Source organism: Bacillus sp. FSL K6-0993 (genome assembly GCF_037977205.1).
GTDB classification, from domain to species: domain Bacteria; phylum Bacillota; class Bacilli; order Bacillales; family Bacillaceae; genus Bacillus; species Bacillus subtilis.
Genome location: NZ_CP150275.1, coordinates 190,643 through 216,060 on the forward strand (window position 1 = coordinate 190,643; position 25,418 = coordinate 216,060).

The window sequence follows — 25,418 nt, forward strand, 5'->3', positions numbered from 1 at the left end:
AGATGCCTTATTTTATTCTCATAGATTGTATGGCTGTTCTCGTTTTATCGATATAACCGGTTGTCGTTTCATACTGCTCAGCCGCCATGCCTAAAAACAAAACATCAATTATAAAAAGCTGGGCGAGGCGGGAGGAAGTGGCTGCACTTCGAATCAAGGCTTCATTGGAATGGGCTGTATACAAAGGGACATCAGCCAGTGCGGAGACGGATGTCTGACTGAATTGTGTGAGGCTGATCGTTGTGATGCCTTTTTCCTTGGCCATGGCGAACAGTTCAATGATTTCCTGTGTCTCTCCTGAAAACGAAATGGCGAATACGATGTCGTCTTTATCTGCATTTGCGATTAAAGATGCCACAAGATGAGTGTCTGTAAACGCGGTTGCTTGTTTATGAATGCGAAGCCACTTTTGCTGGGCGTCCTTGGCGACAATGCCGGAAGCCCCGAGGCCGATAAAATGCACGGTATGAGCTTTGAGAAGCAGAGAAACCGCTCGTTCAAGCTCTTTGTAGTCCATCAGGTCTGAAGTATCCTGAATGGCTTGAATGGCATTGCCGGCCGTTTTTTCGGAAATGGAGGGCAGCGGCTCGTGGGGAACAATATCCCGGTAGCCCTGAAAAGTTGGCTTTGCCAGATCGCCCGCTACTCTCATTTTTAAATCTTGAAATCCTTTTAAACCGAGTGATTTGCAGAGCCTGATGACGGCAGCGTCACTTGAATTGGCTAAGGCGCTAATTTCGTTGACGGTGCTTTCGATTGCTTTGTGAGGATGGGCTAGGATATAATCTGCAAGTTTGCGCTCGGATGGAGGGAGCTTATGCTTCATTGATTGGATGATCGCTAAACCGCCTGTGGCCATTCTAGTTCTCTCCTTATCATGGATGGTAATGTTCGATTGCTTTGTCAATGAAACCGTTTGCTTCATCGAGTAATGTCTTTGCTTGTTTCTGATCTGTGCTTGTTTTGAGCATGACGATTGCTGTTTTGACGTGATGATCGGCTTGTTCCAGGGTGTGCCTGGCTGTGTCGTATGAAGCATTTGTAAGGCTTTGGATGATGCTGATGGCGCGTTCTTTTAGTTTTTTGTTGCTGACGTTGACGTCTACCATCAAGTTTTCGTAAACCTTGCCGATTTTGACCATTACAGCGGTAGATATCATGTTTAGAATCATTTTATGAGCGGTTGCGGCTTTCATACGTGTTGATCCTGTAATGGCCTCAGGTCCGACGACAACCTCAATGCTGTGATCCGCATCCTTGCTGATGGCGGAATTTTCATTGCAAGTAAGGGCGATGGTGTGTGCTCCGACTTTGCGGGCGTATCTTAGGGCGCCTGCGGCGTACGGTGTGCGGCCGCTTGCTGCGATGGCAATGACGGTGTCATTTGAAGTGAGCTGTATGTTTCTTAAATCTTCACCTCCTGCTTCTTCACTGTCTTCAATGCCCTCTGCTGCCTGTAAAAAGGCTTTGGGGCCTCCAGCCATGATTCCGATGACCTGATCAGGGCTTACGCTGTAGGTGGGAGGACATTCAACAGCATCCATGACGCCGAGTCTACCGCTTGTGCCGGCGCCTGTATATATGAGCCGGCCTCCATTTTGAAACGATTCATATGCGCAGTCTACAGCTGTTTTGATGTCGGGGAGAACCTCCTGAACGGCTGCAGCGACTTTCATATCTTCGTTGTTGATCATTTTGAGGATGCCGAGAGTGTTTGCTTTGTGGATTTCAACTGTTTGGCTATTGCGTGATTCCGTTGTAAGACGGTGAAGGTTTAATGGTTCTGACATGAGGATGCCCCCTGTTTTAAAATGATATATCTCAATATTCAGTATATTCATTTCTGTTATGATATTTCAACTATGTTTTTAAATTTTTGAAATTTTATTTCACTCAAGACTATAAGAAATGATGAAGGATCAACTGTTCTCCAAGCGGCCCGATTCTTCGCCGTCCTTTATCAAGGAACCCGCTTTTCATATAAAGGTGTTTTGCGCGTATGTTCAGATGATTGACGGCCAAGATGATTTCGTCGCACCATGGAAAATATCCGCTCACAAAAGCGGGAAGCAAAATCATGGCTTTTTTCGCATAGCCTTTTCCGTGGTGCACAGCGTTTAAAGACAGGGAGCTGAGCAGTAAAGCAAATGGATTGTTAGAATAGGAAGCAAGCGTTTCTTTTGATGCATGTAAAATGAAAAAACCGACTGGAAGGTCGTCTTTTAAGATGACAACCGGGTATCGGTCCTGTATGCCCAGAGCCTGAGACAGCACCTCTTTCGGGAGGGAGGTAAAGCGTTTGTCATCATTAGTGAGCGTGAATGATTGAAGCTCGGGCAAGTGTTCAGGCTTATAGAAGGATAAAGAAATGTCTTGAGTCATGGGGTGGCCTCCTTACAATATGTCGTCAAGCTCGTTTTCCGAAATGACGCGGTAGCCCGCTTGTTTTAACAATGCGGCGGTTACTCCGTTGCCGGTGATTTTTTTGCCAGAGAATGTGCCGTTATAGATAAAACCGCTTCCGCAAGATGGACTGTTTTCTTTTAATATGACAGCAGAAGCGTTGATTTCTTTTGCGTAAGCCAATGTTTTCGCGGCGCCTTCCATATATAGTTCTGTGACGTCTTCTCCTGAAGCGGTCACGATTTTCGCTGTTCCATTGAGGACATCCTCGCCGGTGCCTCCTATGATTTCTGCGGGTTCGCGTGGGGTAGAGAACCCGCCGAGAAGCTCAGGGCAAGCCATGACTGCTTTCTTTTCATCGACGAGTTTTCTGATTTTCTCCGACGCTGCGTGAGAGCCGTTATATCTGCATTCAATGCCTCCAAGGCAAGAACTGACTAGAATCATATTGGTTTCTCCTCTCTTGCTTTGCTTGTCTCTATCATAAAATAAATGGCTTTAGTTGGGAGGCTTTTTCAGTTAAAAAAGGAGTTAAAAAGTTTGAAAATAAAAAATTTAATTTTCCTCTTTACAAACAGGGGGTGACCTGTATATAATAACTTTTGTCAGCTCGACGAGAACACAACGGCCCGTTGGTCAAGCGGTTAAGACACCGCCCTTTCACGGCGGTAACACGGGTTCGAATCCCGTACGGGTCACCATTTGGAGGATTAGCTCAGCTGGGAGAGCATCTGCCTTACAAGCAGAGGGTCGGCGGTTCGAGCCCGTCATCCTCCACCATCTTGCCGGTGTAGCTCAATTGGTAGAGCAACTGACTTGTAATCAGTAGGTTGGGGGTTCAAGTCCTCTTGCCGGCACTGTTTTTTCAAAATTTTATGTGGAGGGGTAGCGAAGTGGCTAAACGCGGCGGACTGTAAATCCGCTCCCTCAGGGTTCGGCAGTTCGAATCTGCCCCCCTCCACCATTATTGGGCTATAGCCAAGCGGTAAGGCAACGGACTTTGACTCCGTCATGCGTTGGTTCGAATCCAGCTAGCCCAGTCACAGACACCTTTGATCAAAAGGTGTCTTTTTTCTTTTCGGAAAAATCATTCCAACTTCTAACTGTTCAGTCTGTATAATAATTTTAAAAATATGTTAAGGTAGTTTATTCACGAATTACCATCTACACCCTGCCAAAAATTTGATAAACTTATTTTATAAAAAAATTGAAACCTTTTGAAACGAAGCTCGTATACATACAGACCGGTGAAGGCAGAGGTTAGATAAATATGGAAATGATGATTAAAAAAAGAATTAAACAAGTCAAAAAAGGCGACCAGGATGCATTTGCGGACATCGTAGATATTTACAAAGATAAAATTTATCAGCTTTGCTACCGTATGCTTGGCAATGTGCATGAGGCGGAGGATATTGCACAGGAAGCTTTCATCAGAGCGTACGTTAATATCGACAGTTTTGATATTAACCGGAAATTTTCAACTTGGCTTTATCGAATCGCGACCAATTTGACCATTGACCGCATTCGCAAAAAGAAGCCGGATTATTACCTCGATGCAGAAGTGGCTGGTACGGAAGGCTTGACCATGTATTCTCAAATCGCCGCAGATGGTGTTTTGCCTGAAGATGCAGTTGTGTCGCTGGAGCTCTCAAACACGATACAGCAGAAAATTTTAAAGCTTCCTGACAAATACAGAACAGTCATCGTATTAAAGTATATTGACGAACTCTCATTAATTGAAATCGGGGAGATTCTAAACATTCCTGTGGGGACTGTGAAAACGCGGATTCACAGAGGCAGAGAGGCTCTTAGAAAACAATTAAGGGATCTTTAAGTGGGGTGATGAAATGAGCTGTCCTGAACAAATTGTGCAGCTTATGCATATGCATCTTGATGGAGATATCCTTCCAAAAGATGAACACGTATTAAATGAACATCTGGAGACATGCGAGAAATGCAGAAAGCATTTTTACGAGATGGAAAAATCCATAGCGCTCGTACGGAGCACATCGCATGTCGAAGCCCCCGCGGATTTTACCGCTAATGTCATGACAAAATTGCCTAAGGAGAAGAAAAGAGCTTCTGTAAAAAGATGGTTCAGAACTCATCCCGTTATCGCAGCTGCTGCGGTATTCATCATTTTGATGGGCGGAGGTTTTTTTAACAGCTGGCATAATGACCACAATTTCAGCGTATCCAAGCAGCCGAATCTTGTGGTTCATAACCATACTGTGACCGTGCCAGAAGGTGAGACGGTCAAAGGTGATGTCACTGTCAAAAACGGCAAGCTGATTATTAAAGGCAAAATAGATGGGGATGTAACCGTCGTAAACGGCGAAAAGTATATGGCCTCTGCTGGACAAGTCACCGGTCAGATTGAAGAAATCAATCAATTATTCGACTGGACATGGTACAAGATGAAGTCTGCGGGGAAAAGTGTACTCGATGCATTCAGTCCGAACGGAGAAGAGTAAAGCGCGTTAGCCGCTTTGCTCTTTTTTTGCGGGCTGAGAGGGCTGGCACATTTCACTTGCTAAATCGAAATGTGGTATAATGGGCTCGCTATGTAAAGTACATATGCGTAACACGTAAAACACAAAATACGAAATGACTGAAATCTTGGAGGACGAGGAAATGGCTTTTGAGGATATCCCTTTTTTGCAGTACCTCGGCAATGCCGTTGATATTCTCCTTGTTTGGTATGTGATATATAAATTGATTATGGTGATACGCGGCACGAAAGCGGTTCAGCTGTTAAAAGGAATTGTAGTCATCGTGCTTGTTCGTATGGCCAGCCAATATTTGGGCCTCAGCACACTTCAATGGCTGATGGACCAAGCGATAACATGGGGATTTTTAGCAATTATTATTATTTTTCAGCCTGAGCTGAGAAGAGCGCTTGAACAGCTAGGCCGCGGCCGCTTTTTTTCGAGGAGCGGCACGCCTGTTGAAGAAGCGCAGCAGAAAACGATTGAGGCCATTACAAAAGCGATCAATTATATGGCGAAACGCCGTATAGGCGCCCTGCTGACCATTGAGCGGGATACTGGAATGGGGGATTATATTGAAACCGGCATACCACTGAATGCCAAAGTCAGCTCTGAGCTGCTGATCAATATTTTTATCCCAAACACCCCGCTTCACGACGGTGCGGTGATTATGAAAAATAATGAAATTGCCGCGGCCGCCTGTTATCTGCCGCTTTCTGAGAGCCCGTTTATTTCAAAAGAACTGGGCACGCGGCACAGAGCAGCTGTCGGTATCAGTGAAGTAACAGACAGTTTGACGATTATTGTGTCTGAAGAGACCGGCGGCGTCAGTGTGGCAAAGAACGGCGACCTTCACAGAGAGCTTACAGAAGAAGCGCTGAAAGAAATGCTTGAAGCCGAGTTTAAGAAAAACACCAGAGACACTTCTTCTAACCGCTGGTATTGGAGGGGCAAGAAAAATGGATAAATTCTTAAACAACCGCTGGGCTGTGAAAATCATTGCTCTGCTTTTCGCGCTCTTGCTCTATGTGGCGGTTAACAGCAACCAAGCACCGACTCCGAAAAAACCGGGTGAATCTTTCTTTCCGACATCAACAACTGATGAAGCAACTCTGACTGATATTCCGGTTAAAGCGTATTATGATGATGAAAATTACGTCGTGACGGGTGTTCCGCAAACGGTTAATGTCACGATAAAAGGCTCGACAAGCGCCGTGAAAAAGGCTCGGCAGACCAAAAACTTTGAAATATATGCCGATATGGAACATTTGAAAACCGGCACACATAAGGTTGAGCTTAAGGCCAAAAACGTGTCGGATGGGCTGACAATCTCAATTAATCCGTCTGTTACGACAGTGACCATTCAGGAACGGACGACCAAAAGTTTTCCCGTAGAAGTGGAGTACTACAACAAAAGCAAGATGAAAAAAGGCTATTCTCCGGAGCAGCCGATTGTCAGTCCGAAAAATGTGCAGATTACCGGATCGAAAAATGTCATCGATAATATTTCTCTTGTAAAAGCTTCAGTGAATTTGGAAAACGCAGATGAAACGATTGAAAAGGAAGCGAAAGTGACTGTCTATGATAAAGACGGAAACGCGCTTCCTGTCGACGTGGAGCCCTCGGTCATCAAGATTACCGTTCCGGTGACAAGCCCGAGTAAAAAAGTGCCCTTTAAAATTGAACGGACAGGAAGCCTTCCTGACGGTGTCAGCATAGCGAATATTGAATCCAGCCCCAGTGAGGTAACGGTTTACGGCTCACAGGATGTGTTGGATTCTCTTGAATTTATTGACGGCGTCAGCTTAGATTTAAGTAAAATTAACAAGGATTCCGATATCGAGGCAGATATTCCGCTTCCTGACGGTGTCAAAAAAATCTCGCCGTCAAAGGTGACTTTGCATATAGAAGTCGATAGTGAAGCGGATCAGAAGTTCGAGAATGTCCCTATCAAGACTGTAGGGCTGAGCAGCTCACAAAACATTGAATTTCTTGATCCTGAATCACAAGCGATAGACGTAACGGCTAAAGGCTCTCCCGCGAATATAAAAAAACTGAAAAAATCAGATATTGAATTGTATGTGAATGTTTCAGATTTAGAGGACGGGGAGCATAGCGTGAAGCTTGAAGTGAACGGGCCACAGAATGTAACCTGGTCCTTGGGGCGGAAAAACGCCAAAATCAAGCTGACGTCTAAGAAAAGCAATACATCAACGAATGATAACAGCAGCAATACATCAGGGAATCAGGATGACACAGATAAACAAACAAATGATCAAAAGAACAATCAGCAAGAAGATACAAAGAACACTGATAAAAACAGCAACGATCAAAACCAAGACGAAAATAAAGATCAAAACCAAGATCAGGATGAGGATGAATCCACTGCGAATTCACAATCCTCATCGGAATAAAAAAGGAGCGATTATAAAATGGGCAAGTATTTTGGAACAGACGGTGTAAGAGGTGTCGCCAATAGTGAGCTTACACCTGAGCTGGCCTTTAAAGTCGGACGTTTCGGCGGTTATGTGCTGACAAAAGACAAACAACGTCCAAAAGTGCTGATAGGCCGCGATACACGCATCTCCGGCCATATGCTGGAGGGAGCCCTTGTCGCCGGACTTTTATCCATTGGCGCAGAAGTCATGCGCCTAGGTGTCATTTCTACACCAGGTGTATCTTATTTGACAAAAGCGATGGATGCAGAGGCGGGCGTCATGATTTCCGCTTCTCATAACCCAGTGCAGGATAACGGCATCAAATTCTTTGGGGGAGATGGATTTAAGCTTTCTGATGAACAGGAGGCTGAAATTGAGCGCCTGATGGACGAACCTGAGGATAAGCTGCCAAGACCTGTCGGAGCAGACCTTGGACTTGTAAACGATTATTTTGAAGGCGGACAAAAATATCTGCAATTCTTAAAACAGACAGCTGATGAAGATTTCACAGGCATTCATGTGGCATTGGACTGTGCCCATGGCGCAACGTCATCCTTGGCGACACACCTGTTTGCTGATTTAGATGCAGATGTTTCTACAATGGGGACTTCCCCGAACGGATTAAACATTAATGACGGCGTCGGTTCGACTCATCCCGAAGCGCTCAGCGCGTTTGTCAAAGAGAAAAACGCGGATCTCGGTCTTGCGTTCGACGGTGACGGCGACCGCCTGATTGCTGTAGATGAAAAAGGAAATATTGTAGACGGCGACCAAATCATGTACATATGCTCAAAACACCTGAAATCAGAGGGCCGTTTAAAGGATGATACTTTGGTTTCAACCGTGATGAGCAACCTCGGCTTCTATAAGGCGCTCGAAAAAGAAGGCATCAAAAGCGTGCAGACAGCTGTCGGCGACCGCTACGTAGTAGAAGCAATGAAAAAAGACGGCTACAACGTCGGCGGAGAGCAGTCAGGACATCTTATTTTCCTTGATTACAACACGACAGGGGACGGATTATTGTCTGCTATTATGCTGATGAACACTTTGAAAGCCACAGGCAAGCCACTGTCAGAGCTTGCAGCTGAAATGCAGAAGTTCCCGCAGCTGTTAGTCAATGTGAGAGTGACTGATAAATATAAAGTTGAAGAAAATGAAAAAGTAAAAGCAGTTATTTCTGAAGTTGAAAAAGAAATGAACGGCGACGGCCGGATTTTGGTGCGCCCTTCAGGAACTGAACCGCTCGTCCGTGTCATGGCTGAAGCGAAGACGAAAGAGCTGTGCGATGAGTATGTCAATCGCATTGTTGAAGTCGTCCGGTCAGAAATGGGATTAGAGTAACGAAGTCTATTATCAGAGAGTGAACAAGACAAGCGAGGTTTACATAAGATAATTGTGAGACATACGGCAAAGTTGTTTAAAAAACAATTGACCGTTTATGCCACATGTTGTAAAATCAAGCTTGTCTTGTTCTTATTTTCTCAATAGGAAAAGAAGACGGGATTATTGCTTTACCTATAATTATAGCGCCCGAACTAAGCGCCCGGAAAAAGGCTTAGTTGACGAGGATGGAGGTTATCGAATTTTCGGCGGATGCCTCCCGGCTGAGTGTGCAGATCACAGCCGTAAGGATTTCTTCAAACCAAGGGGGTGACTCCTTGAACAAAGAGAAATCACATGATCTTCCAAAAAACATGTAGGAGGGGACGATTGAAAGTCCCCTTGAAATTTGACTTTCTTCGTCTCCTTTTACAATCTTAGGAGGAAGAAAAATATGTGTGGAATCGTAGGTTATATCGGTCAGCTTGATGCGAAGGAAATTTTATTAAAAGGGTTAGAAAAGCTTGAGTATCGCGGTTATGACTCTGCTGGTATTGCTGTTGCCAACGAACAGGGAATCCATGTGTTCAAAGAAAAAGGACGCATTGCAGATCTGCGTGAAGTTGTGGATGCCAATGTAGAAGCGAAAGCCGGAATTGGGCATACTCGCTGGGCGACACACGGCGAACCAAGCTATCTGAACGCTCACCCGCATCAAAGCGCACTTGGTCGCTTTACACTTGTCCATAACGGCGTGATCGAGAACTATGTTCAGCTGAAGCAAGAGTATTTGCAAGATGTAGAGCTCAAAAGTGACACCGATACAGAAGTAGTCGTTCAAGTAATCGAGCAATTCGTCAATGGAGGACTTGAGACAGAAGAAGCGTTCCGCAAAACACTTACACTGTTAAAAGGCTCTTATGCAATTGCTTTATTCGATAACGACAACAGAGAAACGATTTTTGTAGCGAAAAACAAAAGCCCTCTATTAGTAGGTCTTGGAGATACATTCAACGTCGTAGCATCTGATGCGATGGCGATGCTTCAAGTAACCAACGAATATGTAGAGCTGATGGATAAAGAAATGGTTATTGTCACTGATGATCAAGTCGTCATCAAAAACCTTGATGGTGACGTGATTACACGTGCGTCTTATATTGCTGAGCTTGATGCCAGTGATATCGAAAAAGGCACGTACCCTCACTACATGTTGAAAGAAACGGATGAGCAGCCTGTTGTTATGCGCAAAATCATCCAAACGTATCAAGATGAAAACGGCAAGCTGTCTGTGCCTGGCGATATCGCTGCCGCTGTAGCGGAAGCGGACCGCATCTATATCATTGGCTGCGGAACAAGCTACCATGCAGGACTTGTCGGTAAACAATATATTGAAATGTGGGCAAACGTGCCGGTTGAAGTGCATGTAGCGAGTGAATTCTCCTACAACATGCCGCTTCTGTCTAAGAAACCGCTCTTCATTTTCCTTTCTCAAAGCGGAGAAACAGCAGACAGCCGCGCGGTTCTCGTTCAAGTCAAGGCGCTCGGACACAAAGCCCTGACAATCACAAACGTACCTGGATCAACGCTTTCTCGTGAAGCTGATTATACATTGCTGCTTCATGCAGGCCCTGAGATCGCTGTTGCGTCAACGAAAGCATACACTGCACAAATTGCAGTTCTTGCGGTTCTTGCTTCTGTGGCTGCTGACAAAAACGGCATCGATATCGGATTTGACCTCGTCAAAGAACTCGGTATCGCTGCAAACGCAATGGAAGCTCTATGCGACCAGAAAGACGAAATGGAAATGATCGCCCGTGAATACCTGACTGTATCCAGAAACGCTTTCTTCATCGGACGCGGCCTTGACTACTTCGTATGTGTCGAAGGCGCACTGAAACTGAAAGAGATTTCTTACATCCAGGCAGAAGGCTTTGCCGGCGGAGAGCTGAAGCACGGAACGATTGCTTTGATCGAACAAGGAACACCAGTATTCGCATTGGCTACTCAAGAGCACGTAAACCTAAGCATCCGCGGAAACGTCAAAGAAGTTGCCGCTCGCGGAGCAAACACATGCATCATCTCACTGAAAGGCCTAGACGATGCGGATGACAGATTCGTACTGCCGGAAGTAAACCCAGCGCTTGCTCCGTTGGTATCTGTTGTTCCATTGCAGCTGATCGCTTACTATGCTGCACTGCATCGCGGCTGTGATGTTGATAAACCGCGTAACCTTGCGAAGAGTGTTACTGTGGAGTAATAAATGTTTAACCCCTTTGGATAAGATTGTCTAAAGGGGTGTTTTTATGTCCAAAAGAGAAAGAACATCTACAGTGGAAAAATGGATTAAAGAAGTTGATGGTACAGGAACAGGTACAGACTATCGGCCATGGCTAAAGATTCAAGATGTTTCCTCATTAGGTCGGTTAACGAGGTTAAAAGGCATAAAGACTTTTGCCTAACTGAGTTTTCTGATGTTAATACAGATATAAGAGAGCAGTTGGAATAAAGCATGCTAGAAATCCGAAAACCGAAGAGTCTATTGGAATGATAACGTGTTTTTTTATTGACAATTAATAAAGACAAAGAATTCTTGAAGTCGTACGTACAATGTACTTGTGGGACTAGGTATTTAAAGTTCATTCTTTTTTTATTGAGTACATTCCGGTTTAAGTTGAAATGATTCAGTAAAGGACACGCCATAAATAAAAGGTAGCGTATGACTCCCATTTTTTCCATGAAAACGATATTTCTAAGATTTCATCTTTCGTAGGCTTTCGATTCATATTACGTAATATTTTTATCGAATGAATTAGACCCACATCATCGATTGGAAAAGCTGTCGGGAACCTAAGGCAGCGCATTAGAACATAATTGGCTGTCCAAGGACCGATTCCTCGTATTTTAATTAAGTTTTTTTCAGCATCTTTAAAGTTCATTTTCATTAATTTTTCCCTCGATAATTCTCCACTTTCCATTAATCTGGCTATTCCAATGATATATTCACTTTTTTTTACCGTCATTTTAATATCTGCCAGGTCGGTAGGGGTTAACCGTGCAATTCGCTCGTACGGTGGGAACACCCAATACTTTTTACCATTCCATTCAATAGAATCGCCAAATGCTTCTACAAATTGCTTCTTTAAGGAGTACGCGAAGGCTAAGTTAATTTGTTGTCCTAAAACTCCCCAACATAAAGCTTCAAATAAATCGGGAATGCCGATCACTCGCAACCCATAAAATTTTCGGGCAGGCATTTTAAGTAATGGATCTGCTTTTGCCATTTCATAAAATGGTGTTAAATCCTTATCAAGATCAAACCAGTCATGAATATATTTTACAATCTCTTCCCGTTTCCACTGCTCAACAGGTCTAGAATCGTTTAGGAATTGAACAACCATTTGTTTATTATTGATTACGCTTACCTGCACTAAGCACCGAATTTCCCCAATGGCTATAACTTTTGTAATGATATTGTTCTCTATCTCATACATGCATTCATTTTTTTCCCTGGTTAGATAGCCTAGGTTAGCATTCATGTCGAAAATTTCAGGTAATGTAATGACAATAACATCATTGACTTCATGCCATGTCACTTTTTCATTCTCCTTATCTTAAATAATTATAAGAAAACTCACGCTGGTTGAAATTAGTTTATCACATAATCATCTTTACTCATTTTGTTATCTTGCTATTACATTCTAACCGCCTTATTTTTTTCTATTTATGAGGTTATAGTGTAGTTATCAAGAATGCTAAACGGGAGTAGATAAAAATGGCTCATGATATAAAAAACGCGTGTCGAAAATTTAAATTGAGATTCAATTCAAAATGAATTAGATGAGCCATGTAAGGAGAGGTGAGATAAATGCCGGATAGTATCAATAACGAACATAAAGAGAGCCATGATCATAGAATTTCGAATGATGCAGAAATGATAACAGATGAAAAGTGGGAAGCAATTATAAATAATGATGCAGCGTACAATAATCAATTTTTCTACGCTGTAAAATCGACAGGGATATTCTGTAAACCATCCTGTAAATCTCGCGTTCCGAAAAAAGAAAATGTATGTATTTTTCCAAACGCAGAACAAGCTCTCCGCGCAAATTTTCGCCCTTGTAAACGTTGCAAGCCCACTAATGAAAAAATGCCTGATAGCGAGTGGATTGATTTAATTACTGAATACATTGATAAAAATTTCAAAGAAAAATTAACGCTAGAATCGTTAGCAGATATTTGTCATGGGAGTCCGTATCATATGCATCGAACATTTAAAAAGATTAAAGGCATTACGCTGGTTGAGTATATACAACAAGTTAGAGTACACGCGGCTAAAAAGTATTTGATTCAGACAAATAAAGCGATTGGAGATATCGCTATATGTGTGGGTATAGCTAACGCGCCTTATTTTATTACTTTATTTAAAAAGAAAACTGGACAGACACCTGCACAATTTCGTGAAATGAGTAAAATGGAGGAAACGTACAATGGAAACAAAGAATAAACCGACCCTTTATTGGTCTTTACTAATGTTCAAGGATTGGAATTTTTATATTGCTTCAACTTTAAAGGGGCTTGTGTTTGTAGGTTCACAGAACAAACCAATCGAGGAATTGTTCGAATGGGCTAAGAAACGCTTTCCAGGAAGTCTTCTTGTTGAAGATGATGATAAGCTTGAACCCTATGCCGTTGAAATCACCCAATATCTAGAAGGAAAGCGGAAAAACTTTACTGTTCCAGTTGAGTACGCCGGTACGCAATTTCAGCTAGCAGTCTGGAATGCACTTTGTGAAATTCCTTATGGACAGACGAAATCCTATTCCGACATTGCAAATGATATAAATAAACCAGCAGCTGTTCGTGCTGTAGGTGCGGCTATTGGGGCTAATCCGGTATTAATTACTGTACCGTGCCACCGTGTAATAGGAAAGAATGGCTCATTAACTGGCTATCGGGGCGGATTTGAAATGAAGACACTGCTCCTTGATCTGGAAAAGCGAGTTTCATCTGAAATGAAGGTTCCTCATTGAAAGTGAATCATCATCTATAATGGGTTGGATTCTTTTAGAGGAAAGTAAAGACCAGTTTACTGATAAACTTGACAACTTTTAAAATTTAGCATATCTTATACGTAACTTAATAATCGATGCAGATGTTTATTTTTCCTTTTAATATGTAGGCCTTTAGCATTCTTTTCATATTTCATTTTAAATATTGATAGGATGAAAAAGTATCCTAATAAAAAAGGAAGAGAACATGAGTCGATTTATTTGATAATCAGGACTGTATTAAAGGAAATGAAATCATAGCATAAAGTAAAGACAAATAATAAGGTAGCTCTTCAAAAAACTTCGCTGAAGTTAGTTGAAGTGAAGCCGACAATTTTCAGGATTCAATGATCTAACATAATCATTGAAATTTTGAAGTTGTCGGCTTTTTTGTTGGAAAAAAATAGAGATAAATAAAAATTGAAATAAATAATAGACAAATATGATCTGATTGAAAGGTCTTTTGACCAATAATGAGTTTTAAAAAAGGGAGAATTTAGAATGTTAGTTTCGCTGAGTTTGTCATCATTATTAACATTATTTTTTATTATGCTTATGGCTTCTGGGATTAGTGGACTATTGTTTTTACATCCGCGAGTACCCTTGAGTTTTGTTCGCATTCATATTGGGATCTTGGCTTTACCACTTTTGGTTTCCTTACTGATTCTTGCCAATAGTGGTGTGAGTGGAAATGTTGGCCCTTGGCACTTAGATTCCTTAGCTTGTTTAATGACTTTCTTTGTTCTTGCAATTGGATTCATCATTCAGCGTTTTTCTGTACGTTACTTAATGGGGGATCGATCTTATCGAAAATATTTTATGCTTTTTACTTTCACAACAGGAGCTGCTTCAATGACATGGTTAAGTGGTGATCTCCGCTTGATGGTTCTATTTTGGGGAGCAACTCTTGTTGGTTTAACCTTACTTATTAGGTTAAACAGTGCTTGGCAAGTGGCTAGTGAAGCAGCCAAAATTTCTGGACGGTTATTTTTGTTAAGTTGGTTTTCTTTGTTTTTTGCGATGATGTGGCTTTTTCATGCCACAGGTCAATGGCAGTTATCATTGGTTGTAACAAATGAAAGTTTAGCTGGGCTGGGAGAATGGGAGAGAACAGGGATTCAGCTATTGATTGTACTGGCGGTGATCATTCCTGCAGCTCAATGGCCATTCCAAAGATGGTTGGTTGAGTCTATTGTTGCTCCAACCCCTGTTTCTGCAATTATGCATGCAGGTTTAGTAAATGCTGGAGGAATAATACTAACTCGATTTTCACCGCTATTTCATGGTGGTATCGCTTCGATTATCTTACTTCTGCTTGCTGGCATTTCTGTATTGATTGGAACTGGAATTAGTTTAGTCCAGGTTGATTATAAACGCCAGTTAGTAGGCTCCACGATTGGACAAATGGGGTTTATGCTCATTCAGTGTGCATTAGGCGCCTATATAGCAGCCATTATTCATCTTATTTTACATGGTTTATTCAAAGCTACGTTGTTTCTACAAGCTGGTTCAGCAGTAGGGCGTCATGAAGTATCGGCTCGTACTAATGAAAGAACATCCTATATATGGGTCATGGCTGGTCGGATTTTATCCTTAGTTATAGGCGTTGCTTTTTGGCTCGCTGCTCCTGGAGAGGTGTATCAATTCATTAGTGCGCTGATCTTAGGGTGGTCATTGTCCGTTTCTTGGACTCAGCTTGTCGCTTTTGGAGAGGGCCGAATTGGCCGAATTGCCGGCTTAACTGTTTTAGGAGGAGCAGCCCTCGTATATTTTATCATTCATAACCTTTTCTATAAGTGGCTGCATACAACCATTTTTCAAAGTGTTCAACCTCCAATGTCAGCTGTCATGATTGTCGTATGTCTCTTACTATTTGGCAGTGCTTTAGGTACGTGGGTTGCTCGTCATCGTTCTTCCGTTTTTTTCGCGGTACTCTATCTTTGGTTAGTTCGATTAGGTGAAGCAAAACCAAAGTCAGTAGAGAGTCACCCAGACTACCTTAAACAATATATTTCATAAGGAGCTAATCTGAGATGGGCATTACATCCGTATTAACGAAAGATAATGTAAAAAAGATAGATACAGATATTGATGTTCAAGAAAGGGATCTTAACGTTTTCATTACATTTGCCAGCCGAGTGATTGCGCCACTTTGGCCTATTTCTACATTTGCTGCACGTAATCCGTGGATGGGACTTGAAAACCAACCTTTTGATCAGGTTGCAAGTTGGTTGAAAAACACTCGCGATGTTGATATATACCCTAGTGCGTCTATGATCCGTTCAGCAAAGAATAAAGGTGAGATTGATGAAGATTTTGTGGAAATGGGGCTGCAGCGCTGGCTTGATTCACATTCCTATCACATCCCACGGGACGTGGCAGAGCGATTTTGTCATGCTGCATTAAAGTTAGATCCCCTGCCTTCCGACCTTGTATCATCACATGAGCTGGAGAAATTAGTAGATGAATGTAGTGGATTGGATCATATCGAGAATGTTTTTATGCAACCACTAAGTTCGCATATAGAGAATCAAGATGGTGAAAGGCTAGTCAATATACTAGATCATCATGTCATTAAGTGGAGTAAATTATATCTTGATGACTCTCAAGCAGGCTGGACAATGCCTAATCGTGAGGAAGGTTTCTATCGTGCTTGGCAGCATCTCATTCAATATGATCCAGCACTTAGCAAAAAGCAGCGAGAAAGGGTAAAGGGTTGGCCGAAAGAGGCACATTTGGCTTTACAGGAAGCCTTATTCGCACTAGAAATCCCAGAGTCAGAAATCCAGACTTATCTTGAAGGTCATTTACTTTCATTACCTGGATGGGCAGGGATGATGCTTTGGCGCTCCCAGCAATCGAGCCACGAACATGCACTCCTAACAGAATATTTAGCGGTTCGAATATCCATGGAGTGGGCTCTTATAAAGCCATACTTACCTTTGACTAATGAACGATCTAAGAAAAAAATTTCAATTGCTCCCCTTATAGCAGCTTGGATTCATTGGGGTGGGCTTACATTAGAAGAATGGTCACAGATGACGGCCATTGAACAAAACGAATATTTATCATTTGCCTACAGCTTTGATGAGAAACTTCGCAAGAAACTTTGGTTAGAAGCTTGGGAACAAACATACACTGATCGATTAAGCCAGAAGATCATCTCGAAACAACGTGAAACCGGCGGTAAAAAATCTGCATTAGCTCAATTAGCATTCTGCATCGATGTACGATCAGAACCTTTTCGTCGTCAACTAGAAAAAGAAGGCCCGTTTGAAACGATTGGTATTGCTGGTTTCTTCGGGGTGCCGATTGCAACTTGTGAACTTGGCAGTAAACACAGTCATGCTTCCTTGCCGATCATACAAAAACCGCAAAATAAAATAAAAGAGTTCGCAGATGAGGATGTATTCAAAAAATACAATCAACGGAAGCAAGCAATTCATTCTTTAAGCCATACCTTTAAAACGATGAAGCAGAATGCGCTCTCGAGCTTACTACTGCCTGAGCTAAGTGGACCTTGGCTTACTCTGCAAATGGCAGCCCGTAGCTTTGTGCCAAGAAAGGCGGGTCATTTCATTCGTAATCTCCGTGAGGCTTGGTTGCGCAAACCTGATACAAAACTCTCGCTTCATCATGATGCTACAGAAGCAGAAATACCTGTGGGTTTTACTGATGAAGAAAAAGTGAACTATGCTCGCCAAGCATTAAAAATGATGGGATTAACGGAAAACATCGCACCATTGGTCGTGATTTGCGGGCATGGCAGTCAAAGCACTAATAATCCTTATTCTGCAGCCCTTGATTGTGGTGCCTGCGGTGGAGCGGCCGGTGGATTCAATGCAAGAGTTTTAGCTGCTTTATGTAATCTATCAGAGGTACGAGAAGCTCTTTTAGCTGAAGGAATTAAAATTCCTGAGGATACGGTTTTTGCAGCAGCTGAACATAATACAACAGTAGATGAATTACATTGGCTTTATGTACCAGAGCTTTCCGAAGCTGCACAAGAAGCATTTGAACAAATTGAAGCCGTTATGCCGAAAGTGAGACATCATGTAAACGCAGAACGTCTGGCCCAATTACCGAATTTCCAATCGAAGCTAAAAAATCCGAAGGCTGAGGCAAACCGATTTGCGGAAGATTGGAGTGAGATACGTCCGGAATGGGGACTGGCTCGTAATGCCGCCTTTATTATCGGTAAACGTGAACTAACTCAGGATTGTGATTTGGAAGGCAGAGCCTTTCTCCATAATTATGATTGGAAGCAGGATGAAAGCGGTGAACTCCTAGCAAATATTATTGCAGGGCCTGGAACTGTAGCCCAATGGATTAATTTACAATATTACGCATCAACGGTAGCACCTCATTATTATGGCAGCGGAAATAAAGCAACTCAAACCGTTACTGCAGGTCTCGGCGTTATGCAGGGGAATGCAAGCGACTTGTTAGCCGGACTGCCTTGGCAATCGGTCATGGAATCAGATCACGAGGCCTATCATTCTCCTCTTCGTTTATTGATACTCATCCAAGCACCTAGAGAATATGTAGAACGGTTATTAAATCATGACTCAGCATTTCTGCAAAAAGTTCAAAATGGATGGGTCCGACTGGCTAATATTGATCCAGAAGGATGTTGGGAAAGCTGGTAATGATGAATCTAAGCATTTATCAAATGGATTTGTTATTCAAAATAAAAATGATAAACATAAGGAAGAGGTGTGCTGTATGAATGTAAACCAAAATAAAAAAGTATTATTTTTGACGGATATTGAAAACGGTTTGGAGCCTATTTTACAAGAAGCGACTAACACTTCTGCAGAGAATATGTTGACTATACAAAGCTATGGTGCCAGTATTTCACATCCTTTTGGAGAAATCATGAGGTCTGTTATTTTTGCAATTTACCAGGAAGATGTTGAGGAGATTTTTGTAGTAGGAACAAAAGACAAGAAGACTTCCGCAGGTAATGGACTAACTCAACTTGAAACAATGAAAGATAAAATACAAACATTGGATTATCTCTTTCAAAATTGCAAGCCTGAATTTTTAGGTGGTACGGTCGATGAATGGCTAAATGAAAATAGCAGTGACACCATTGAAAAAAGTGTTGATATGATTCGACATCATCCACTAGTGCCGTCATATGTTAAAGTTAGAGGTTTATTCGTTCATCATAAGGATGGAAAACCCTCAATTATGGAGGGTCCTGATGCTAAAACAGGTCAAGCCATACCTGATCATTGCTTGTCATGATGAAATGCAGGTTCAACTTCTAAACACCATATATGGAGAAAGCAGTTCTAAGGAGATTGTATGAGCGCTAATTTAACTGATTTTGTCACGAAAACAATAGAGGACATGAACTCGTTTGATCGTGAAAATATGGAATGTATGAAAAAACTAATTAGAAAAGCAATTGATTTTTATCATCTTAAATCTTATGAAGAAGTTGAGGAAACCCATTCAGGAAATGTTCGATTTTTGCATGTCCACTCTATGATGGAAGAAAATATGTTATCCAAAATGATAGTGGTCACAAGAAACGGTAAAACTGATTTGGATATTGAAGGTGTATATGAAGGATATGTTGTAAGAGAATATTAATGAGACGAAATCACAAATAGAATATGCCAATTTTTTTGCTCAGGAGATGTATTAGATATGAAAAAGTCGAAGGGTTCTATTGAATCAGAGATCAGTAAGTCCATTACTCAATGGGAGAAGGATTATCTTGGGCGGGGGTCTGTATCTGTTAAGACTGATATACTGCGGGACATGATCATCGTCAATTTAAAAGGGATTTTAACACCAGCCGAATATGTAGTTTGTGGATCAAAAGAGGGTATGTTATCTATCAAACAAACTCGTTCGGAGTTAGTCGAATCAGGTATAGAAGGCCTTAAGGATATTATCCTTAAAATAACTGGAGAAAAAGTGAAAAGTTTTCATACTGATTTAAGCTCCCGGACAGGTGAACGAGTGATGGTATTTAAATTATGTAATGATCTAGGGAAAAATTTGGAAAAGATCTTATAATCTAAAGAAATTAAAATGTTTTGACGGTATGGAATCTGTTGTGAATTGAACATAATGAACTGCCGCTTCTTTTGTTTTACAATTATGGCATCATTGATAACTTTTATTCATAACCTAAGCGGACATAAAGAGATGTCAATTCATAGTACACTGACTTGTTATTCCTGTCGAAAGATCTAACATCCGCTGTTGTTATGAGCGGATGTTTTTTTACATCTATTTTAAATACATGAATTTGATGCTGGTGATTAGTCACTTGAACAATATTAAATTCATTTTAATTGAAAACATCCTTGTCACCTGCCGGGTTCCCCCAAGTGTTTAGTGACATGATTATGAGACCAATTTCGTAAAGCTTGATGATAAATTTAAGCGGTGAACAAAATTGATATGCTGTCTTCAGTTTCATTTCACGGAATTAGTCAGAGATAAACCTTTAATTAAATATATCCAGAAAACGGATTGACATATCGAAATATAACGATATAATAATCGATATGGAACCAATTGAAGTATTCAAAGCCTTATCAAATGAATCAAGGCTGCAAATTTTACAATGGCTGAAGGAGCCCGATCGTCATTTTGCACCCCATGAAGGGATTGATATGAACACAATCGGGGTATGTGTCAGTCAAATAACAGACAAATTGAAAATGACGCAATCGACAGCTTCTCAATATCTTACCATCCTTTTAAGAGCCGGCTTGATTAAGGCGGAGCGTATTGGAAAGTACACATATTACAAAAGAGATGAAGAAGCCATTGGGAAACTTGCTGACTTTCTTAAAACAGAGATATAAAAATAAACATCAAAAGATGTTTATTTTTACACCATACATATCGACATATTACGATGTGTTTATTTTTTATAATAACATATCGATAATTCGTGATATGTTTATTAATAATTAAGGAGTGAATGTTTTATGTCTAACACTTGGAAAATTTATATTTTAGCCATTGTCAGCTTTTTAGTTGGAACCTCAGAGTACATCATTTCCGGAATTTTGGATCAAATTGCTCATACTCTCGGGATCACTTTAGCTGCCGCGGGCCAGCTTATTACCATTTTCTCACTTGTATATGCTCTTTCTACACCCGTACTTATGGCGTTGACAGCAAGTATGGATAGACGCAAATTGATGATGTATGCCCTAGGTTTGTTTGTGTTCGGTAATGTCCTGGCTTTTGTACTGCCTGGTTATGGATGGTTTATTGCAGCGCGGATCATTATGGCGATGGGAGCAGGTGTGGTGGTTGTCACCGCCTTAACGATTGCCGCTAAAATTGCATCGGAAGGGAAGCAGGGAAGTGCCATCGCTACGGTCGTGATGGGATTTACCGCTTCTTTAATCATAGGTGTTCCGCTTGGAAGAATGATAGCAGTAGCTTTAGGCTGGAAGTCTGTATTTGGTGCCATTGCTTTGTTGGGATTGATCGCGGTGGTCGTTATATTCTTTACTCTTCCGCATACTGAAGGGGATAAACCTGTGCCTTTGCTTCAACAGCTTGCTCTTTTTAAGAAACGGAAAGTGGCTATGGGATTATCAATCACTTTCTTCTGGCTCGGGGGATATTCTGTTGCTTACACTTATTTGTCACCGTATCTCTTGAACATCTCAGGTATAAACGGCAAGTTGCTTAGTGGTGTTTTGCTTATATTTGGAATTGCCAGTTTGGTTGGATCAAAGTTTGGGGGATATAGCACCGATAAATGGGGAGTGCCCTTTACACTCGTTGGCGGGATGACGTTGCATATCGTCACACTGATTCTGCTGTCACTTGTTACTCATTCCTATATCGGAGTGTTGGTGATTCTCATATTATGGTCGTTTGCCGCATGGTCCACCGGTCCGACACAGCAATTTCACCTGGCTACAATAGAACCGGAAATGTCAGGTGTTTTACTTAGCATGAATCAGTCAATGATGCAACTCGCTATGGCAGTTGGCGCAGGGATAGGGGGCGTTTTTGTAGAAAACGTATCATTGGCTTCGATTACCTGGATTGGTGCGTTAGGGGTTATGATTGCCATTATTTCATCATTGTTGATTTTCAATTCGCAACCGAAACAAGCGCTAAAAGATATCAATCAATAATTTCGAAAGATCTAACATCCGCTCGTTATACAAGCGGGTGTTTTTTTATAAGCTCATGTAGAAGGCACACTGAAGCTGAAAGGGATTTTTGCCGACGGAGAGCTGAAGCACAGCAAGTTATAATATACTAGGAAGGGAAATAACGGTATGGCGGAAGGGTTCTAGCGCTTCCCGCCTGTAAGATCATTACTTTGAGGATGTGTCATCGTGAATAATCAAGAGACGTATATTGAAATTAGAGGATATCGCAGTACATCAACAAAATGAGAGAGTATTCAGTGCTAATTGATGGGGCTGAGATGGGAACTATCAAAGATGGAGGAAGGCTGCGAATTGATTTACCGCCTGGTGAGCATGTTATTCAAGTGAAGATTGCTTGGTGTACAAGCCCAACTTTGAGGTTTACTTTAGCGGAAGGAGAAGTGTTGAAGTTTAGATGCGGTAGTCCGCTTCGAGGTTGGAAGTTGCTTTTGGCACTTTTTTCTGTTTTGGCACGTCCTGAAAATTATCTGTTTATCGAGCAGGAAGAAGAGAAAAAAGCTTTGTGGTGACTTTGTTGTGTGAATAAATAGGAATAAATAGATTAAATACCCCTGAATTATGTTTTGTGAAAGATTGATATAAGCGGTAGCCTTCTCAATGTCGTTCTCGGTTGGAGAAGGCTGCGTATAAGAAATTCTCGGACTTTGCGGATAGACCTTCCGATTTTAGGATTAATGTCTTCTGGGTGGATGAGTCCGATTTCATCATGGTATCGCAGTGTTTTTGTTGATACTTTGCATATCTTTGAAAATTCGCCGATCGATAGCCGAGTGATCACCTCTATGCTCCAAATGTACACCTTTCCGTAAGGGCAAAGTCAAATGTGAAAATAAAACTGTTCCAAAGTTAATCAGTTATTTATTTTCATATCGTATCCTTTCAGTATCACGTGAAAGGAGCATCATATGAAAACATTATGGAAAGTCCTCAAAATTGTTTTTGTCAGCTTGGCTGCTTTGGTTTTGCTTGTATCCGTCTCGGTATTTATTTATCACCATTTCCAGCTAAATAAGGAGGCGGCACTGCTGAAAGGTAAAGGCACATTAGTCGATGTTGACGGTAAAAAGATGAATGTGTATCAAGAGGGAAGCGGGAAGGATACGTTTGTGTTTATGTCCGGTTCGGGGATTGCTGCGCCTGCTTATGAAATGAAGGGGCTGTACAGCAAGTTTTCAAAAGAAAATAAGATTGCTGTTGTAGATCGGGCAGGTTATGGATACAGTGAAGTGTCTCACGATGACAGAGATATTGATACGGTATTGGAACAGACGAGGAAAGCGCTTATGAAAAGCGGAAATAAGCCTCCTTATATTTTAATGCCTCATTCGATATCCGGGATTGAAGCAATGTATTGGGCACAGAAATATCCTAAGGAAATCAAGGCCATTATTGCGATGGATATTGGATTGCCCCAGCAGTACGTCACGTATAAATTGAGCGGAGTTGACAGATTGAAAGTGAGAGGGTTCCACCTGTTAACCTCGATTGGTTTTCATCGGTTTATGCCTTCCGCTGTATATAATCCTGAGGCGATTCGGCAGTCGTTTTTAACTGATGAAGAAAAAGAAATCTATAAAGCCATTAACTTTAAGCAATTTTTTAATGCAGATATGGAGCATGAGCTTTTACAGTCTTACCAAAACGGCAGCAAATCTGTGAATCTGCCGGCACCAAAGGAAACTCCCGTCTTGATTTTAGATGCGGTCTCTGACCAAAATAGACATTCAAAGTATGCTATACAAAACCGAAAAGACTATGAAGCGTTTGCAGCTCAATTCAATACTGCCGATATAAAGGAACTGAGGGGAACACACAGTATTTATTTATATCAGCCTGATCAAATATATAAACTGTCCATGGAGTTTATGAGAAAGGTTCGCTAAGATGAAGGGTTATCATATTTTAATCGTTGAAGACGATGAGATGATTGGTGATTTGCTGCAAAAGATTTTGCAGCGTGAGGGATATCGTGTGATATGGAAAACAGATGGAGCGGATGTGCTTTCGGTGATTCAGAAGGTGGATTTGGTCATTATGGATGTGATGCTGCCGGGTGAAGACGGGTATCAAATGTCTGCAAAAATCAAAGAGCTGGGGCTGGGCATTCCGGTTATTTTTCTTTCGGCCCGTAATGATATGGACAGCAAGCTTCAAGGTTTGCAGATCGGCGAGGATTATATGGTAAAGCCCTTTGATCCGAGAGAGCTGCTATTAAGAATGCGGAATATGCTTGAGCATCATTATGGCACCTTTACGCAAATCAAACATTTGTATATTGATGCGGTAACGAAAAAAGTGTTCAATGAAAGCCTGCATGATGAGGTATTGTTTACTGCGATTGAGCGGAAAATTTTCTTTTATTTATATGAAAATAGAGACAGTATCCTGACAAAGGAACATTTCTTTGAATATCTATGGCAGCTCGAAGATAGAAACCCGAATATTGTCAATGTGCATATTAAAAAAATCAGAGCTAAAATCAATGATCAAGCGGGTGAGATGATTGAAAATATATATGGAGAAGGGTATCGGCTGAATACCGTTGTGAAGAAATGAAGCTCAAGACAAAATATCAGTTGTTATTGTTTACGGCCGTCATTAGTGTTCCGATGCTATTGCTGGCGGTCAGTGTTTTGATGTCTGTGATTTATGACAGCATGTTTAAAACGATGAATCATGGTATGCCCTTTCACAGGTCGTTTGCGTACCCGGCAATGATCGTTGTATTTTTGATATCACTCTTATTGTTAGCTTTTTTATTTTCAAAGTCGATTCATTCTCTATTGCATAAAATCAATCTATTAAATCAAACCATTCGGCTTTTGGCGAGTGATCAAAGGGTGCCCGATAAAATTGAAGTGAAGCGTGCTGATGAAATCGGGGAACTGATCAAGTCGGTCAATTTGTTAATTGAACGGACGACATATCGTGAACTGGAGCTGAGACAGCAAGAGGAAATCAAAAAGGAGCTTTTGCAAAAACTGCGGCATGACATTAATACACCTTTAACGGCTCTCAGGCTGCAGTTATTTTATTTGGAAGATCAATGTCATGGTCAGGCTGTATTCGAATCATTGTATCAGCAAATCGAATATATCTCGGAATTAACCAATGAATTCAATCTATATTCCGCTGAGACGCTGGAAAGCTCTTATATTGTAAATGAAGAAGTGCGTCTAAACGAGCTATTAGAAACAGCGGTGAAAAAGTGGGATTATTTATACAGTATGAGTGGGATTGAGCTGCACTATAAGCCGGCAGATTCAGATGTGATATGGATGAGCAACGCGTTATGGATGCAAAGGCTGTTTGATAATATTTTTCAAAATACGTTAAAGCATTCAAAAGCTGAAAAGATGGAAGTCACGATTGAACATGGCGATGTTTTTATTCGTGATGACGGCATTGGATTTGATCGGAATGAGAGCAGTGAGGGACTTGGGTTAAAGATTATTGAGGATACATGCAGGCTGCTTGCGATTACTTATGAGCTGCATACAAATGATAACGGAACGGGGTTCTTGTTTTCAAAAGAGTGACCCC

General features: G+C 41.5%; 24 protein-coding genes, 5 tRNA genes and 2 pseudogenes. 25 read left to right on the top strand and 6 right to left on the bottom strand.

Going from position 1 to position 25,418, the window contains the following annotated elements:
• Positions 1–7 precede the first annotated feature (7 nt).
• The 4 genes from MHH79_RS01075 to MHH79_RS01090 all read right to left on the bottom strand — a co-directional run bounded on the left by MHH79_RS01075 (position 8) and on the right by MHH79_RS01090 (position 2,850).
• Positions 8–859, bottom strand: a complete 852-nt coding sequence (locus tag MHH79_RS01075; protein WP_251218072.1) for a MurR/RpiR family transcriptional regulator — start codon at positions 857–859, stop codon at positions 8–10.
• 16 nt (positions 860–875) lie between these two features.
• The gene (gene murQ, locus MHH79_RS01080) at positions 876–1,790 is read right to left on the bottom strand and encodes an N-acetylmuramic acid 6-phosphate etherase (protein ID WP_015482716.1); all 915 of its coding nucleotides are present in this window, start codon (positions 1,788–1,790) and stop codon (positions 876–878) included.
• Between the two features lie 109 nt (positions 1,791–1,899).
• Complete coding sequence (locus tag MHH79_RS01085; RefSeq protein ID WP_015382615.1) at positions 1,900–2,382, bottom strand: GNAT family protein; 483 nt, start codon at positions 2,380–2,382, stop codon at positions 1,900–1,902.
• Positions 2,383–2,394: 12 nt separating this feature from the next.
• Positions 2,395–2,850 (bottom strand): DUF523 domain-containing protein, encoded by a 456-nt coding sequence (locus MHH79_RS01090; RefSeq protein WP_046340199.1) that lies wholly within the window; start codon positions 2,848–2,850, stop codon positions 2,395–2,397.
• 179 nt (positions 2,851–3,029) lie between these two features.
• Here MHH79_RS01090 and MHH79_RS01095 point away from each other — a divergent pair.
• The 12 genes and pseudogenes from MHH79_RS01095 to MHH79_RS01150 all read left to right on the top strand — a co-directional run.
• Positions 3,030–3,104 (top strand) — tRNA-Glu (locus MHH79_RS01095).
• A gap of 3 nt (positions 3,105–3,107) precedes the next feature.
• Positions 3,108–3,183 (top strand) — tRNA-Val (locus MHH79_RS01100).
• A gap of 4 nt (positions 3,184–3,187) precedes the next feature.
• Positions 3,188–3,260 (top strand) — tRNA-Thr (locus tag MHH79_RS01105).
• A 22-nt stretch (positions 3,261–3,282) separates the two neighbouring features.
• Positions 3,283–3,367: transfer RNA gene (locus MHH79_RS01110), tRNA-Tyr, on the top strand.
• Between the two features lie 4 nt (positions 3,368–3,371).
• Positions 3,372–3,443 (top strand) — tRNA-Gln (locus MHH79_RS01115).
• A 230-nt stretch (positions 3,444–3,673) separates the two neighbouring features.
• A complete protein-coding gene (gene sigW / locus MHH79_RS01120) occupies positions 3,674–4,237 on the top strand; it encodes an RNA polymerase sigma factor SigW (RefSeq protein WP_003223646.1) in 564 nt (187 codons plus the stop codon).
• Between the two features lie 13 nt (positions 4,238–4,250).
• Positions 4,251–4,877, top strand: a complete 627-nt coding sequence (gene rsiW / locus MHH79_RS01125) for an anti-sigma-W factor RsiW (protein ID WP_100506620.1) — start codon at positions 4,251–4,253, stop codon at positions 4,875–4,877.
• Between the two features lie 160 nt (positions 4,878–5,037).
• Positions 5,038–5,859: a diadenylate cyclase CdaA gene (cdaA, locus tag MHH79_RS01130; RefSeq protein WP_003223651.1), complete on the top strand. Its 822-nt coding sequence runs from the start codon at positions 5,038–5,040 to the stop codon at positions 5,857–5,859.
• The gene (gene cdaR, locus MHH79_RS01135) at positions 5,852–7,306 is read left to right on the top strand and encodes a CdaA regulatory protein CdaR (protein ID WP_047181997.1); all 1,455 of its coding nucleotides are present in this window, start codon (positions 5,852–5,854) and stop codon (positions 7,304–7,306) included. Before cdaA ends, cdaR begins: the two co-directional genes overlap by 8 nt.
• A gap of 18 nt (positions 7,307–7,324) precedes the next feature.
• Positions 7,325–8,671: a phosphoglucosamine mutase gene (glmM, locus tag MHH79_RS01140; protein WP_014478651.1), complete on the top strand. Its 1,347-nt coding sequence runs from the start codon at positions 7,325–7,327 to the stop codon at positions 8,669–8,671.
• Between the two features lie 433 nt (positions 8,672–9,104).
• Entirely contained in the window at positions 9,105–10,907 is a 1,803-nt protein-coding gene (gene glmS, locus MHH79_RS01145; RefSeq protein ID WP_015252962.1) for a glutamine--fructose-6-phosphate transaminase (isomerizing), read from the top strand.
• Positions 10,908–10,953: 46 nt separating this feature from the next.
• Positions 10,954–11,093 (top strand): annotated as a pseudogene (locus tag MHH79_RS01150) (hypothetical protein); the annotation flags it as partial.
• A gap of 238 nt (positions 11,094–11,331) precedes the next feature.
• Here MHH79_RS01150 and alkA read toward each other — a convergent pair.
• Positions 11,332–12,243 carry a DNA-3-methyladenine glycosidase II gene (alkA, locus tag MHH79_RS01155; RefSeq protein ID WP_063335962.1) on the bottom strand — a complete coding sequence of 304 codons (912 nt, stop codon included), beginning with the start codon at positions 12,241–12,243 and terminating at the stop codon, positions 11,332–11,334.
• A 272-nt stretch (positions 12,244–12,515) separates the two neighbouring features.
• Between alkA and adaA the strand changes: the two genes are divergently transcribed.
• The 10 genes from adaA (at position 12,516) to MHH79_RS01205 (ending at position 22,384) form a co-directional block, all read left to right on the top strand.
• Positions 12,516–13,154 carry a bifunctional transcriptional activator/DNA repair enzyme AdaA gene (adaA, locus tag MHH79_RS01160; RefSeq protein WP_100506621.1) on the top strand — a complete coding sequence of 213 codons (639 nt, stop codon included), beginning with the start codon at positions 12,516–12,518 and terminating at the stop codon, positions 13,152–13,154.
• Positions 13,138–13,680 carry a methylated-DNA--[protein]-cysteine S-methyltransferase gene (gene adaB / locus MHH79_RS01165; RefSeq protein ID WP_063335964.1) on the top strand — a complete coding sequence of 181 codons (543 nt, stop codon included), beginning with the start codon at positions 13,138–13,140 and terminating at the stop codon, positions 13,678–13,680. Before adaA ends, adaB begins: the two co-directional genes overlap by 17 nt.
• 519 nt (positions 13,681–14,199) lie before the next feature.
• Positions 14,200–15,717 (top strand): NADH dehydrogenase subunit 5, encoded by a 1,518-nt coding sequence (locus tag MHH79_RS01170; RefSeq protein ID WP_340034912.1) that lies wholly within the window; start codon positions 14,200–14,202, stop codon positions 15,715–15,717.
• 14 nt (positions 15,718–15,731) lie between these two features.
• A complete protein-coding gene (locus MHH79_RS01175; protein ID WP_340034913.1) occupies positions 15,732–18,347 on the top strand; it encodes a YbcC family protein in 2,616 nt (871 codons plus the stop codon).
• A 76-nt stretch (positions 18,348–18,423) separates the two neighbouring features.
• Positions 18,424–18,951, top strand: a complete 528-nt coding sequence (locus tag MHH79_RS01180; protein ID WP_340034914.1) for a carbonic anhydrase — start codon at positions 18,424–18,426, stop codon at positions 18,949–18,951.
• 60 nt (positions 18,952–19,011) lie between these two features.
• A complete protein-coding gene (locus MHH79_RS01185) occupies positions 19,012–19,302 on the top strand; it encodes a DUF6407 family protein (RefSeq protein WP_015252954.1) in 291 nt (96 codons plus the stop codon).
• 57 nt (positions 19,303–19,359) lie between these two features.
• Entirely contained in the window at positions 19,360–19,734 is a 375-nt protein-coding gene (locus MHH79_RS01190; RefSeq protein ID WP_063335968.1) for a DUF2294 domain-containing protein, read from the top strand.
• Between the two features lie 497 nt (positions 19,735–20,231).
• The gene (locus MHH79_RS01195) at positions 20,232–20,534 is read left to right on the top strand and encodes a metalloregulator ArsR/SmtB family transcription factor (RefSeq protein ID WP_003234907.1); all 303 of its coding nucleotides are present in this window, start codon (positions 20,232–20,234) and stop codon (positions 20,532–20,534) included.
• 126 nt (positions 20,535–20,660) lie between these two features.
• The gene (locus MHH79_RS01200) at positions 20,661–21,833 is read left to right on the top strand and encodes an MFS transporter (RefSeq protein WP_063335969.1); all 1,173 of its coding nucleotides are present in this window, start codon (positions 20,661–20,663) and stop codon (positions 21,831–21,833) included.
• A 299-nt stretch (positions 21,834–22,132) separates the two neighbouring features.
• Entirely contained in the window at positions 22,133–22,384 is a 252-nt protein-coding gene (locus tag MHH79_RS01205; RefSeq protein ID WP_236822441.1) for a hypothetical protein, read from the top strand.
• 119 nt (positions 22,385–22,503) lie between these two features.
• Here the strand turns inward: MHH79_RS01205 and MHH79_RS01210 are convergent.
• A pseudogene (locus tag MHH79_RS01210) lies at positions 22,504–22,650 on the bottom strand (MerR family DNA-binding transcriptional regulator); the annotation flags it as partial.
• 130 nt (positions 22,651–22,780) lie between these two features.
• Here MHH79_RS01210 and MHH79_RS01215 point away from each other — a divergent pair.
• The 3 genes from MHH79_RS01215 to ybdK are packed head-to-tail and all read left to right on the top strand — an operon-like array spanning position 22,781 to position 25,414.
• The gene (locus MHH79_RS01215) at positions 22,781–23,758 is read left to right on the top strand and encodes an alpha/beta hydrolase (protein WP_015382623.1); all 978 of its coding nucleotides are present in this window, start codon (positions 22,781–22,783) and stop codon (positions 23,756–23,758) included.
• A 1-nt stretch (position 23,759) separates the two neighbouring features.
• Positions 23,760–24,431, top strand: a complete 672-nt coding sequence (ybdJ, locus tag MHH79_RS01220) for a two-component system response regulator YbdJ (RefSeq protein WP_327844622.1) — start codon at positions 23,760–23,762, stop codon at positions 24,429–24,431.
• Positions 24,428–25,414, top strand: coding sequence for a two-component system sensor histidine kinase YbdK (gene ybdK / locus MHH79_RS01225; RefSeq protein WP_340034915.1), 987 nt, complete (start codon positions 24,428–24,430; stop codon positions 25,412–25,414). The genes ybdJ and ybdK overlap by 4 nt, the downstream gene beginning before the upstream one ends.
• Positions 25,415–25,418: the final 4 nt, after the last annotated feature.